Origin of the sequence: Neoakkermansia glycaniphila, from assembly GCF_001683795.1 — a bacterium.
GTDB classification, from domain to species: Bacteria; Verrucomicrobiota; Verrucomicrobiia; order Verrucomicrobiales; family Akkermansiaceae; genus Akkermansia; species Akkermansia glycaniphila.
In genome coordinates this window covers 1-13,114 of the sequence record NZ_LIGX01000014.1, presented here as the reverse complement: position 1 = coordinate 13,114, position 13,114 = coordinate 1, and the positions used below count along the sequence as shown (strand labels likewise).

At 52.4% G+C, this 13,114-nt stretch carries 9 protein-coding genes and 1 pseudogene; 2 read left to right on the top strand and 8 right to left on the bottom strand.

Annotated elements, in window-relative coordinates:
• Position 1: 1 nt before the first annotated feature.
• Both AC781_RS13255 and AC781_RS13250 read right to left on the bottom strand, forming a co-directional pair.
• Entirely contained in the window at positions 2-1,315 is a 1,314-nt protein-coding gene (locus AC781_RS13255) for a glycosyltransferase family 61 protein (RefSeq protein WP_141675735.1), read from the bottom strand.
• 120 nt (positions 1,316-1,435) lie between these two features.
• A pseudogene (locus tag AC781_RS13250) lies at positions 1,436-2,160 on the bottom strand (IS5 family transposase).
• An 824-nt stretch (positions 2,161-2,984) separates the two neighbouring features.
• Between AC781_RS13250 and AC781_RS03770 the strand changes: the two are divergent.
• Complete coding sequence (locus AC781_RS03770; protein ID WP_067773746.1) at positions 2,985-3,257, top strand: type B 50S ribosomal protein L31; 273 nt, start codon at positions 2,985-2,987, stop codon at positions 3,255-3,257.
• Positions 3,258-3,416: 159 nt separating this feature from the next.
• On the opposite strand, the gene AC781_RS03765 is transcribed toward AC781_RS03770, so the two are convergent.
• The 4 genes from AC781_RS03765 to AC781_RS03750 form a co-directional block, all read right to left on the bottom strand.
• The gene (locus AC781_RS03765; RefSeq protein ID WP_067773743.1) at positions 3,417-4,874 is read right to left on the bottom strand and encodes a cytochrome c peroxidase; all 1,458 of its coding nucleotides are present in this window, start codon (positions 4,872-4,874) and stop codon (positions 3,417-3,419) included.
• A 103-nt stretch (positions 4,875-4,977) separates the two neighbouring features.
• Positions 4,978-5,916, bottom strand: a complete 939-nt coding sequence (gene lipA / locus AC781_RS03760) for a lipoyl synthase (protein ID WP_067773740.1) — start codon at positions 5,914-5,916, stop codon at positions 4,978-4,980.
• 45 nt (positions 5,917-5,961) lie between these two features.
• Positions 5,962-7,254, bottom strand: a complete 1,293-nt coding sequence (locus AC781_RS03755; protein WP_067773737.1) for an APC family permease — start codon at positions 7,252-7,254, stop codon at positions 5,962-5,964.
• A gap of 191 nt (positions 7,255-7,445) precedes the next feature.
• Positions 7,446-8,153, bottom strand: coding sequence for a hypothetical protein (locus AC781_RS03750; RefSeq protein ID WP_067773734.1), 708 nt, complete (start codon positions 8,151-8,153; stop codon positions 7,446-7,448).
• Between the two features lie 146 nt (positions 8,154-8,299).
• On the opposite strand from AC781_RS03750, the gene AC781_RS14185 reads away from it, so the two are divergent.
• The gene (locus AC781_RS14185; protein WP_172801743.1) at positions 8,300-8,536 is read left to right on the top strand and encodes a hypothetical protein; all 237 of its coding nucleotides are present in this window, start codon (positions 8,300-8,302) and stop codon (positions 8,534-8,536) included.
• A gap of 439 nt (positions 8,537-8,975) precedes the next feature.
• Here the strand turns inward: AC781_RS14185 and AC781_RS03745 are convergent, their stop codons facing one another.
• Together AC781_RS03745 and AC781_RS03740 are read right to left on the bottom strand one after the other, a co-directional pair.
• A complete protein-coding gene (locus AC781_RS03745; protein ID WP_067773731.1) occupies positions 8,976-9,926 on the bottom strand; it encodes a hypothetical protein in 951 nt (316 codons plus the stop codon).
• 474 nt (positions 9,927-10,400) lie between these two features.
• Positions 10,401-13,085 (bottom strand): hypothetical protein, encoded by a 2,685-nt coding sequence (locus AC781_RS03740; protein ID WP_067773728.1) that lies wholly within the window; start codon positions 13,083-13,085, stop codon positions 10,401-10,403.
• Between the last annotated feature and the right edge of the window lie 29 nt (positions 13,086-13,114).

Below are 13,114 nucleotides of genomic sequence, written 5' to 3'. Positions count from 1 at the left end.
ATCAGTGTTGACCGAGTACTTGCAAGACTGCGTTTTCAAATCTTTCCGGATTGACTGTCAGATTGCCCGTATTGTTGTTTTCTTCAACACGCAATTTTTCGCCATAGCTTCTGTCGATGAGGACATTGTAATGAGACTGATTCGCAGCACTCATGATGCGAAAACTGGGGAAGAACCATGCGCTGCTTTGTATTTCAAGGATATGTGGCGACATGGTGCTCCAGAGCGCATTGGCTAATCCTGCTCCATGGGGACCAATGATCAAGGAGGCTTCCCGAAATAGTTGGAGTTGTTCTTGAACGCTGCGTGGAATATCGTCAATAAATTCGATACCATATGGGCGAATGCGTTCATACAGTTTGTGTTCGTCGTTTAAACGGCGGCTGCCTTTGCGGCTGATGAATAGAGCGCGTTTTCCCATGGCGGGCCCGGGCCTCTTGCCGATTAATGCATGGCGCATGCGATTTATGTCACTCGGGCCAAGCCAGAATGCCGAATGAGCGTTGACTGTGACAGCTGTGCCATTTTTACTGAGTCCGAAATTTTCCGTCAAGGTATCGATTTGTCTGTCTCTGGAAATGCCGAGGAGTTCCATGTATTCCCGTGACCAGTTTCCGCAAGAATACGGCAATGCGACACATGTCATGGATTTTTCTTGAGGTGTAAGGATGGAGAGGGCACGGCAAACGCGCGGCATGACACACATGCACCAGTCGCCATAGCTCATGAATGTATGAGGCCATGGAGCTACAATTAAATCTTCTCTGCGTATATTCCATGGTTTTTTGGGTATGAGAGCTCCCAAACGTGCTACATGGTTATTGATTCCCGTATGTAGAGCTTTGCCTCGGGGCAGGACAATCGTTCCGAATTTTCTTACACAATCCTTGTGAGTAGCATAGTCTAATTTCAAGACAAAAGCAGGATCGAAATTGGCCTCAAAACCTTCGAGTATCTGTTTGTCTGGTGTATTTAAATCCTGTGTGCTCGGTATGGAGACGGTTTCTTTGGCGTGTATAGAAAATACTTCAATACCGTATTTTTGTAAATCGTCTTCAACCCAAAGATCTTTGCCTCCACAACATTTGAAAAGGCGCGGAATTAGTGTTTGTTTGATATATTGACGATGATTGAAAGGCATTGTAGAAATAGTGTGAATGTCCGTAGTATAGAAATCTGCGACTTCTTTGTCAAGGGAGAGGAGAAGAAGGTAAAGCAATTGTTGATTACTGGTTGAACATGCTTGATGGCAGGCGTTTTGGAGTTGGGAAGGATTGATGAAAGTGTTTTCTGATAGGCTATGGTTTTGGTTCAATACAACTTTAGAGTGTGCATATAAAATATGGGCTACTATTTATGAATGAAAAAACATGTACATATTTCATTCGCTCATTTCAGCGCGTCAATTTCGAGACGTTATTAGGATCAGGACTCATTAATTAAGATAAAAGATCACCGAGCAAGCAAGGCAGATAGCTGAAAAGAAGGCATGGGCACATCGGTCATATCTCATCGCAATACGCCGCCAATCCTTTCATCTCCCAAACATGATTTCCTCCTTGTGTCTTTGTTTGTAAAGCTCCTTGTCATAGGAAACAGTGATTGTACGGTTTCTTCCGGAAGGAATGCACGGAGTCATTCCTCTGGCAATCAATGACAGCCGAAACCAGTCGGCATCATAGCCGCGATCGGCCAGCAGAAACGGACTTTGAGGAAGATCGTTCAACAGCAGGGACGCCCCCTTGTAGTCACTCACTTGACTGGCAGTCAATGCCAATGGCTACGTGTTTGCCGTGTTGGTTACAAACGGCATGCAGTTTCGTGTTGAGTCCACCCTTTGTTCTTCCTATACACCGGGATAGAGCCCCTTTTTAAGCAGTCTTGCAGCTGTTCTGTGTGCCTTGAGGTGGGTGGCGTCAATCATCAACTTGTCCGCAGGGCCGTTTTGCCGGGATAACTCCCTGAAGATTTTATTGAAACACCCAGGCGGCTCCATCGGATGAAGCGGTTGTAGAGTGTTTTATACGGACCGTATTCCCGAGGGGCATCTTTCCATTGAAGCCCGTTTTTGATGACATAAATGATTCCACTGACTACCTTTCTGTCATCAACCCGGCTAACCCCATGGGAAAGGGGAAAAGATGGTTGAATACGTTCCATCTGGCTTCGTGTCAAATAATAAAGGTCTGTCCTTTTTGCTCGAGGTATGCCCACTTTATCACCTTTTTGGGGCCGTTTGTCAATTAATGAGTCCTGAGCCTAGCTGCTTTTTGATAGATGTGGAAGCTTCGAAAATTGTTTTATTGATTGGTATCAGTACAAACTCTTTGAGTAAAATGCTTACAGCAGGTAGGCTTCTCCTCTTTATGATTTGTGAACAGGCGGTTCATTGCCATAAGAGTATATTCGAATGCGATGAAAAGCTATTTCGGAGCAAGAAGGGTTCGTGGAGTGCGTAGGCGACGAGGCAAAGGGAAAACCATTGTCTTTGGTATCTATGATCGAATGCGCGAAAATGTATATACAAGAGTAATTAAATGATTTGATGATAAACGATTATGGTTGTTATTTATCCTGTCGCCACATGCTTTTCAACGATTTACACGGATGGTTTTGATCTTACATTCCGTTGAAAAAGAACGGATATCTGCACCATGAAACCGTTGAACATGGGCGTAACGAATTTGCAAGGCGCGATGTATATATCAATGTCATTGAAAACTTCTGAGGGATTGGCAAGATTAGTGTGATAAAATGCAAGGCGTTTAAAATAAACAATTTTGGTCTACATTGAAAAGAATGTGCATTCAGATCAATGATCGTCATTCCAACATCTATCACTTTTTGCTTTCTTATTTTAGAAAATTCCAGATACAGTTGTATTAATTCTTTGTTTTTATCATGCGATGCGTTTCTCCGCTTGACTTTGCTGAGGGATGGCGTACAATTTGCGCCGCACTGCGTCGGTAACGCAGGTTAGAGCTATGAAGAAAGATATCCATCCCAAGTACAATCCGGTCGTTTTCCTCGACATTACCACCGGCCGCCGTTTCATTACCCGTTCCACTGCTACGTCTGCCAAGACTGAAGTGATCGACGGTGTGGAACACTATGTGATTTCCTGCGGTATTACTTCCGATTCCCACCCGTTCTTCACGGGCAAGAACCAGTTCGTGGACACGGAAGGCCGTATCGACAAGTTCCAGAAGCGTTTCGGCGCCGTTCGCCGTACGTCGAAGCCGAAGCTCGGCAAGTAATTCGGAGTTTGTTCTCTCGATTTTCCGCACCCTGCCTGATGAAGGCAGGGTGTTTTTTGTGTCCCGGTTGAGCCGGAAACGTGTGTATGTGCCAAGGAAAACGGGCAAGCCCGATAGGAGCTTGCCCGTGAAGGGGAAATGAGGTGTTAGCCTGACCGGTTACTGGATGTTCTGCTGAACGGGGGCCGGTGCGGCGACCGTGACTGCGGGTGCCAGAGCCTGTTCTTTCGTCAGTTTGTTGACGGGGATGCCGTTGAGTTTGCCCGTCTGCGCTTTCAGGAAGGAGACGATGGCGGAGACATCGCTGCGGGTCGGGTGCGGGATGCCGGATTGCGTCTGCAACATTTTAACGACTGCTTCGTCAAGAGTTTTAGCCGAGCCGTCGTGCAGGTACGGATGGGTGAGTTCGACGTTGCGGAGGTTCGGCACCTTGAAGCAAAGCTGGTCGATGTTCTTCTTGGTGGCGTCGTGGCGGCCCATGGGGGCGTTTTGCGCCAGGGTCTTGCCGTTGAAGAAGTCGGCATGTTTGCTGATGTATTCGTAACTCTGGCCGCCGAGTCCGGCTCCGGCATGGCAGGTGGCGCAACCGTATTCGATGAAGAGGTGCATGCCTTTTTTCTGTTCGGCCGTGAGGGCGTTTTTATCGCCTTTCAGGTAGAGGTCGAAGTCGCTGTCGGGGGTGACGAGGGTGTGTTCGTAAGTGGCGATTGCATCGGTGATGGTGTCTGCATTGATGCCGGCCTTCGGGTAGGCTTTGGCGAAGAGTGCGACGAGTTCGGGATCCTGCTTGATGTTCGCGACGATGGTGTTCCAGCTTTCGGGTTTGTTCTCGAAGCCCATTTCGACGGGGTTGAGGGGCGGGCCTCCCGCCTGTGCCTTGAGGTCTTTTGCGCGGCCGTCCCAAAACTGAATGAAGTTGTGGGAGGAGTTGTAGACGGAGGGAGCATTGACGCCGCCGAGCTGTTTCCGGACGCCTTCGGAGTATTGCTTGTTGTCCGTGCCGCCCTTGGTGAGGTCGTGGCAGGAGGCGCAGGAGATGGTGCCGTCCGTGGAGAGGGCGCCGCTGTTGAAGAGTTTTTGCCCGAGCAGGACGCGGTCGGGATTGAGCTTGCTCATGTCGACAGGCTCAATGGGCATGAAGCGCAGGTCGTTGATGAAGGGAAGGTCGAAGTAGGAGGAGAGGAGTTTCCTATCGTAGGCGTTGAGGGTGCTGCCCCAGTGCATGGCCGTGTAGGCGACGGGGGGCATGGAGTTGGCTCGCAGGACTTTATCGAGCTTGAGGGTGGCGATGCCCTGCATGCGGCGTGCATCGGGATTGGTGTCGCCGTAGAGTTCGCTCAGGCGGAAGTCGCGCTGCCCCTGTTCGACGTCGCGCTGCATGAGGCCGCCGGAGAGGGCGTTCAGCAAGGGGTTGAATTCGGGGTTGTCTCCGTGGCAGGCGGCACATTTGGTCTCCAGCAGGTTGGTGACGTTGCGCGCCAGCAGTTTTCCCGTGGGGATGTCGATGTTGTCGGAATTGCCGATTTTCATCAGGGCGAGGGTGGAGATTCCTCCCGCGACGATGATGACGGTGCCCGCGATGGCGGTAGCGAAGAAGAGGTTTTTGATCGGTTGCATGGTATGGAGGTTCGTGCTGGAATCCGCTGTTACGGTAACAGTTTTTTAGAACTTTTCAAGAATAAAATGTATAGAAGGTACCGGTTCCGGAGGCGGGCGGTGGTTATGCCTCTCCGCGTTTGGCGAGTTCTTCGTTGATGGCGTCGAGTACGTCTTCCTCCGGGCGGAAGTTGGCCGCATGGTAGGAGCTGCGGATAAGCGGTGCGGAGGCGACGTGGCGGAAGCCTTTGGAGAGGGCGATGTCGCGGTATTCGTCGAACTGCTCGGGGCGGATGTAGTCGATGACGGGGAGGTGCTTCCGGGTGGGGCGAAGATACTGGCCGATGGTGAGGACGGTGACGCCGTGGGCGCGCAGGTCATCCATGGACTGCAGGATTTCTTCTTTCGTTTCGCCGAGTCCGAGCATCAGGCCGCTTTTGGTGGCGACTTTGCCTTGAGCGAGGTCCAGCGCATTTTGCAGGACCTGAAGGGAGCGGCGGTACTGGGCGCGGAAGCGGACGAGCGGGGAGAGTCGTTCGACGGTTTCGAGGTTGTGGTTGAAGATGTGCGGAATGGCTTCCATGACGGAGCGCAGGGAGTCTTCCTTGCCGTTGAAGTCGGAAGTGAGTACTTCAATGATGGTGGACGGGCTGGTTTTGCGGATGGCTCGGATGACGGAGGCGATGTGGCCTGCCGCGCCGTCCGGCTGGTCGTCCCGGGTGACCATGGTGATGACGGCATGCGTGAGCTTCATGTGGGCGACCGCTTCGGCGATGCGCTGGGGCTCTTCGGGGTCGAGGGGCAGGGGCTTGGCGGTTTTGACGGCGCAGAATCCGCAGGCACGGGTGCAGACGTCTCCACAGGCCATGAAGGTGGCGGTGCCGTGGCTCCAGCATTCGTACCGGTTGGGGCAGTGGGCTTCTTCGCAGACGGTGTAGAGCTTTTTGCCCTCGACCATGTGTTTGACATCCCAGAATTCGCGCCCGTGAGGGAGGCGGACTTTCAGCCACGAGGGTTTGGCTTCACGGGGTTCGTTGCCGTCGTCTTGTTGCTTGCATCCCATAACGCGGGCTAGTCTGCCTGTTCATCGCCTGTTGGTCAATCAAATTCACCCGGAGCGGCGGAATCTCCATTGGAGGAACCATTCGAACAGGAAGCACAGGGCCATGATGCCGATCAGGATGGCGACGAGCAGAGGTGTTTCGACATACAGGCTGACGAGGTAGCCGATGAACATGGCGAGCATGGAGAAGAATCCGAGGATGATCCACAGCGGGTGGGCATGCGTGTTTTTCCTGAGTTTCCAGTGGGCGATGTAGACGGCCAGATAGCTGATGAGGAAGGTGGCGCCTGCGATTTTGGCCGTTTCTCCGAGGTTGAAGATGTAGGCGATGAGGAGGATGAGGACGATGCTGAGAACGTAGCCCCACGAGCCGTTTTTCCAGGCGCGGATGGTGAAGAGTTTGCCGAGTTCCTTCTGGGCTGCCAACCCCTGGGCGATGCGGATGGTGCTGAAGAAGGTGGCGTTGATGGCGGAGCTGGTGGCGATGAGTGCGGCGAAGGATACGGCGATGTATCCGGCCTTGCCGAGGATGGGGGCTGCCGCTTGTGCGACGGCTGTGTCGGCGTGCTCGGCCAGTTCCTGCGGGCTGACTTGGTGCATGATGACGATGGAGAGGACGACGTACAGGGCCATGACGATGCCGATGGCGAGGAAGATGGCGCGGGGCAGTTCTTTTTTGGCATTGATGAGGTTGGCCGAGGCATTGGCCATCATTCCGTAGCCGGAGTAGGCGAAGAAGGTGAGGCCGACGCTTCCGAAGAGGCCGAGCAGGGGCGTGTCTCCGATGCCGGCGGAGAAGTGCGAGGAATGGATGGAAGGTATGCCCGCCATGATGAGGATGACGAGGATGCCGAGCTTGATGCAGACGAGGGTGACTTCCGCCCTGCCGACAAGTCCTGCGTTGAGCATGTTGAGGACTCCGAGGACGACGATGGCGAGGGAGGAAAGGATGGCGGGAGGAATGCCGGGCATGCCGAGGATGGCACAGAGGGATGCGCCGTATGCGCCGAAGGCCTGCGCGACCATGGCAATGGTGATGACGAGGGTGGCGCAGTAGACGAGTGAGAGCCCGCCCGAGAGGGTGCCGATGCCGAAGGCGGTGTTGAAGTAGTCGATGATGCCGCCGGAGGATGGGTAGCGAACGCCGAGGTGCGCATAGGTGAGTCCTGAGAGGAAGGCGATGATCCCGCCGATGAGGAAGGATATGTAAACGGCGTTGCCGGCTTCGATGGCCGCCTGTCCCATGAGGGAAAAAATACCGGCTCCTACCATGGAGCCGATGCCCAGCGCGGCAACGCTCCATATCCGCATGTTTTTGACAGGCCTCGGGGAATCCATGGCTTTTTCTTGCTCTCTAACAGGGTTTTGGGCAAGCTTTTAATGCGGCTTCGGCGTCCGGAACCATAACTGTTCGGCCTGTTGGCTGCAGAAAGGCGATGCAGGCAACCCGCATCAACGGTTTTTCGGGAAGTTGCCTTTTGATGCGAAATGCAGGAGGATGTCGAACCGTTCTGTATGGGTTGAGGTCGTCAGTCATGGTTTCCTTCAGTCGTTTTGGAGGGGCGGGTAGAACGTGTCATCCCCTTCTTCAACTGCTCGTCGAGCATGCGGGCGAGGGGGCGGACGTCGTAGGACGGATTGTCCGCAATGAAGTAGGCTGCCGTGTTGCCTCTCATGAAATACACCGCCGATTTCTCGCTGCCTTCCACGAGGGCTCCTTCCCAGTTGAAGCGGGGCTTGGTGCAGAGGTCGAAGTCTCCGACCCATCCGGGGCGGACGTTCATGTTGTCGATGGCTGCCTGCATGGTGAAGTCGCCGGGTTTCTCGACGATGCGGGGCGTTCCTCGTTCGTCGGCGTACATGTTCCAGGCGAAGAGTGTTTGCCGCGTGTCGACGGGGTTGAAAGCGTGGTAGATGCAGTATCGGATGGATGTTTTCTTGTCCTTGAGTGTGGCGGTCATCTGATAGTTGCCGCCTTTGCGAGTGGTGAGCTGGAAACCTTTTTGGATGAGTTCGGCGAGGAAGGGTTCACAGCCGACGCCTGTGTTGACGTTGGGGATGGTGTTGATGTAAGGCAATGGTTCCAGTTTCAACAGTTGCTCGATACCTGAACCATAGTTGGCGTTGTCCCAGAAGATGCGTGTGAATTGGTGCGGTTCCTGTTTGCTGAGTTCTCCCCATGTTTTAAGTGTGTGGAGCGGAGTATTTCGTGCTTGGGTACGTATGATCTGATCCATGAGTTGTGTATGCAGGGTTTTTCGTCTATCTGCTTCTCTAAGATCAATATTTGCAGGAATTCGTCCTTCCTGTGTATCAATCCATTGATGTAATATATGCAGCATGTCAGTGGGCGGTAGATCGGATTCATCAAGATAGATAATGAATGAATAATTGTTCAGAATGGCAAACGCCAAAGCATTGTGCGACGGTTTTATATATTGACCTGATTGTGAAGATTGGAACGCAATGGGTGAACCATAACCGATCGTTTGATTGTGGTTTGTTTGAATTTCTAAAGATTCAAACCACCCTTCTTCCTGAATGCCGCTACGATTATTGCGTAGTTTATCAATTGTTTTTATTTTCAATGTATCGTGTGATGGGTGATATTGCAGATTGAATTGGCATATCTGCCATCCTTGAGAATTCAGTATTCGGAATACATGAGTATATTTACCATTTTTTTCAACTCTATCTATGCATAAATCATTTATTATAACTGAATTGTAATTTACATAATGTTCTTCTTCGTTGACTGATGTAATACTATCTTGATTTTTATATAAGTATTTAGTGTCGTATATATTTGGTTGTGAAGATATACCAACTGCAGGTAAAAAGAATAATGTGAAGACAAAGGCATTAATGTAATTGAGCATATGTAGATTCATTTAGAGTTATTTAATATGAATATAAGGAATATTAATTTCTTTTTTATATAAATTTGTATCGAATTGATATGGAATTCCTTTTTTAACATACTAGTCCTTGCTCTAGCTACATCTCCCATAAAACGGGAAGTCAAAACTTTTAAGGTATCTTCCTCGACGAGCACGGTGTCAAGGAGGAGTGATGCCGCATTCGTCTGCCTTGACGGGTATTTTTTCTTGTGCGCTGGATGTTTTTTCGAGTCCCTTTTTCAGTTTTTCGTCGAGCATGCGGGCGAGGGGGCGGACATCGTAGGACGGGTTGTCGGCGATGAAGTAGGCTGCCGTGTTGCCCCGCATGAAGTAGACGGCTGATTTTTCGCTGCCTTCTACAAGGGCTCCTTCCCAGTTGAAGCGGGGTTTGGTGCAGATGTCGAAGTCTCCGACCCATCCGGGGCGGACGTTCATGTTGTCGATGGCTGCCTGCATGGTGAAGTCGCCGGGGTTCTCGACGATGCGGGGCGTTCCTCGTTCGTCGGCGTACATGTTCCAGGCGAAGAGTGTTTGCCGCGTGTCGACGGGGTTGAAAGCGTGGTAGATGCAGTAGCGGATGGATGTTTTCTTGTCCTTGAGTGTGGCGGTCATCAGGTAGTTGCCGCCTTTGCGTGCGGTGAGCTGGAAACCTTTTTGGATGAGTTCTGCGAGGAAGGGTTCGCAGCCGACGCCCGTGTTGACGTTGGGTATGGTGTTGCGTTCGGGGATGTCTTCGAGTTTGAGGATTCTTTCGATGCCCCTGCCGTAGTTGGCGTTGTCCCAGAAGATGCGTGTGAATTGGCGCGGTTCTTCATGAGCGATGCGATTCCATTCTTTTTGGGCGTATTCCGTCGTATTTTTTTCCAGTTCGTGCCATCGGTTTTCACTCAGTTGGGAATAAAGTTTCTGTCGACGTTCGATTTCGGCATCATCATGTTGCACGGGAATTTCGCCCTTGCATACGGCGATGAAACGTTTGAACAAGGCCAGTTCTTCTTCCGGTGTCGCGGGAGTGGTGCGGTCATAGGCCGTGTAGTTCTCGATGCCATAACCGTCATGGATGTAGAGGAGCAGAGATTTCTTTTTAGGATATTTTTGGAACTGAGGCATTATTTCAAATTCTCCAGGCATAAATCCACTGAGTACGAGACCATCTTGATTATTGCTGTAGGTGGCTGCTTGCATATGAGTGCGTCGAGTCTGTGCAATACTTGGATTTCCGCCGCCGTCCATATAATTTTTTATCATGTATGCTTTCAGATAGTCTGTATCGTGGTGTCTGTAGACAGAAATGGAGTATAAGAATTCACCGTTTTTATTATAAATGTTGTAAGTTTGCGAGTGCCATGTATATGCAGGATCTACCTTTCCTCGAACCCATGCCAGATCATCCAGAAGAAAAGAATTCGGAAGGGACGTATCTTGTAGAGGTGGCGCTATGTTATGATATTCTGGATTCCAGATAATATCCTTATAAATAAGCTGATCTTGTTTTTCCGATTTGGATGCTTGATCGGCAAATGATGAAAAGATTGTTGTAAAAATGATACAACTAACAGTAAGAAATGGCATTTTCATGGATTTTTAATGGATAAGAAATTTGAGTGTAGTTGAACGGTTCGTTGGTGGATCTGGTTCTGTTTCTCTGCCCGAATGATTTGCCGTTGGGCTATCATATGTGCGTTGTTTTAATTCTGGTTTGTTTGGGTCGTCTCGTCGATGAGGGGTTGCATCATAAATTCTATTTCCTAGCATGTTGTATTCATGATCATTGATATTCGATTTTGGGTCAGGGCGATGCGCCCGGCATGTAATGATATTGCTATATCCGCAAATGCGTGGAAGGGATGCCAAACAGTAGGCGGCTTCGGCACAGATCACATCAGCATCATGATTGGCGCTCATATCGGCGATCAATTTTGATAAGTAGATTCTGTTGGGCTGTCCCCATTCGATATAATTTCCGATCCATTTGATCATATTTTTATCCTTTTCGTCTACAACTTTTGCATCCGGTTTGAACGATGTGAAAAACCATTGCCCGAAAGTCAGGCATGCCATGATGTCTCGAGCGTTGACGTTTCCATTATCTATATGATAACCAGTCAATTTCATGCGGTGCCTGACTGTGGTTCCGACAACCTGCGTTGTCAATACATCCAAGGCATCCCTCCATACGAGTACGGCATTGTTGTAGGGAGTCGCCATATCGGCGATGACTCCGCTTTTCGGCCATGTGGAGTCTCCGAAGATGGTGTAGATTTCCGTCATGTCCGTATGGTCGATGTATTTGCGGTAGGCTCCCTTGCGCAAGACCCAGAGGTGCTTCATGTTCCCGTAGCGGATGCACGGTGTCAAGGAGTAATCCTGCTGTACGTCCACTTCGTAAAGGAAGTAGCGGCCCGGTTTTTCCGGGGAGGCGAAGGTGATGGATTTCGTCAGCGAGCGGCAGCCGGTCTGCCTGACGGTTTGCGCGAGGTTTTCCCTGGTGTAGGCGTAGTAGGTTCCTTCATCGGAGGTGATGGGGTTCATGGGTTCCGGTTCGGCCATGAGGGTCCATTGTCCGTCGATGTCTTCCCGGACGGCGACGAGGAGGCGATACTTGAGGCCGGAGGCTCCCGCGCGGAAGGCGGCGGGGGATTGCAGGGCAGCTGCTTCCAGCCGCACGCCGGAGTCGGGTCCCTGCCATGCGTAGGAAGCTTCCTGCGTTTGCGGGTCGGTGCGGAAGGTGTAGTTGCTGCGGGCGATGCGGCTGTATTCGGCACGGTCGACGCGCTGCTGGAGGTCTTGCTCCAGGGTGGAGTTGGACTGGTAGGTTTTGGTGACGGTGATGCCATCGGAGGCGGAGGATTTGTCTTTCCAGTCGCATGCGATGGCGAGGATGACGAAGTCTCCGTCCTGCCGGGTGGCGAGGCCATCCGAGAGGATGACGGCTTTGGCCAGAGCCGTGGTTTGATCCGTTTCTTCCGTGCCTTTCTGGTGTACTTTGGCGACGAAGGGGACGAGGTGGACTTCCGGAGGGGTGGGAGGCTCAGGGCGTGGAGGGTCGGTTATGACGCCGGCATCTTTCAGGATTGCCCGGTAGAATGCCGTCGATGAGAATTCGACGGTTCCGGTTGCTCCCGGCGTGTCGATGCTGAGGGGGACTTTCATGTTCCGGATTTCCTGCGGGACGATATAGGTTTTCGGGAAGTCTTTGACTATTCTCTCCGCATCTTTCAGGTAGAGGAGGCCGTCGTATTGGCCTGCGGTTTCGTTGAGGGTTTTGGCGAATTCCTGTTCCCATGCGATTTGGCCGGTCAGTTGCGTGAACTGTTCCTGCCGCTGTTGGAAGAGGCTCCAGTCCGCCAGCCACCAGAAGAGGAGGGGGGCGGTGCGTTCGAGGTTGGCATGAGCCGCCCATTCCTGACTGACCCATGTGCTGCGGACGGTGTCGGAGAGTGTGCCGGGTTCCGGGCCGCACCCTGCGAGGTAGTGGTTGAGCATGGCGTTCCATAGGTCGTTTTCGGTGAGGTTCCGGAAGTCCCGGGTGGCGCCTGCCTTCATTTCCTTCATGATGGGCGAGCGCTGGGCGGGGTAGGCATCCGGAGCCCATTTGTCGAGAAGGTAGGAGTAGATGAGCAGGTTGGTGCGCTGCGCAGCGAGGTTTTTGAGTGTCGTGTCGTCAGGATGAGACTCCAGGAGGGTTTTGATGTGTGCGTGGGTTTCCCGGATTTTTTGTTCTGGAGACAGGGTGAGGGTTTTTTCACCTGTGAAGCCGGTGCATGTGCGCTGTACCCATACGGGCATGCTGCTCCACCACTGGGTGAAGTCGATTTGGACTTTGGGGCGGTCTCCTGCCTTTTCCGGCGGCAGGGTGGGGTGGGTGCAGGAGTAGAAGGCGGTGGAGGGACGCCGCCAGAATTGCGGCACTGCGTTGTGGTACAAGTGGTCGAGGGTTCCCCAGACGCATTCCCACTCGCGCAAGGGCGCCTCCTGCCGTTCGACGATGTTGTAGGGGCGGACGAGGAGGACGGCCGCGCCCTGCAGGGTGGCGACGGGGTCGTCTCCCTGTACGGGGGCGTAGAAGAGCTGGGCTCCGTCGAGCGTGGCGGGGTCGGCGAGGTAGTCGGAGGGTTCGACTTCATAGAGGAGGTCGGGGGTGAGGGAGACGAAGTGCGGCGGCCATGTGTCCGGATGCGCGGGCGGAGGGCTTTGCGCCTGCAGCGGAAGGGCTGCCGCGAGGGAGGTCAGGAGTGTGGCGGTGAGGGGGCGGAGTGCGGGTTTCATGGTTGTGTGCGGCGGGCGGCTTGTTGTTT

What these genes read in the sequence shown, in the direction of transcription:
- AC781_RS03750 (WP_067773734.1), bottom strand. Translation starts at nt 8,153, where the DNA reads ATGGATCAGATCATACGTACCCAAGCACGAAATACTCCGCTCCACACA.
- AC781_RS03770 (WP_067773746.1), top strand. Translation starts at nt 2,985, where the DNA reads ATGAAGAAAGATATCCATCCCAAGTACAATCCGGTCGTTTTCCTCGAC.
- AC781_RS03745 (WP_067773731.1), bottom strand. Translation starts at nt 9,926, where the DNA reads ATGCCTCAGTTCCAAAAATATCCTAAAAAGAAATCTCTGCTCCTCTAC.
- lipA (WP_067773740.1), bottom strand. Translation starts at nt 5,916, where the DNA reads ATGGGATGCAAGCAACAAGACGACGGCAACGAACCCCGTGAAGCCAAA.
- AC781_RS14185 (WP_172801743.1), top strand. Translation starts at nt 8,300, where the DNA reads ATGAATAATTGTTCAGAATGGCAAACGCCAAAGCATTGTGCGACGGTT.
- AC781_RS03740 (WP_067773728.1), bottom strand. Translation starts at nt 13,085, where the DNA reads ATGAAACCCGCACTCCGCCCCCTCACCGCCACACTCCTGACCTCCCTC.
- AC781_RS03755 (WP_067773737.1), bottom strand. Translation starts at nt 7,254, where the DNA reads ATGGATTCCCCGAGGCCTGTCAAAAACATGCGGATATGGAGCGTTGCC.
- AC781_RS03765 (WP_067773743.1), bottom strand. Translation starts at nt 4,874, where the DNA reads ATGCAACCGATCAAAAACCTCTTCTTCGCTACCGCCATCGCGGGCACC.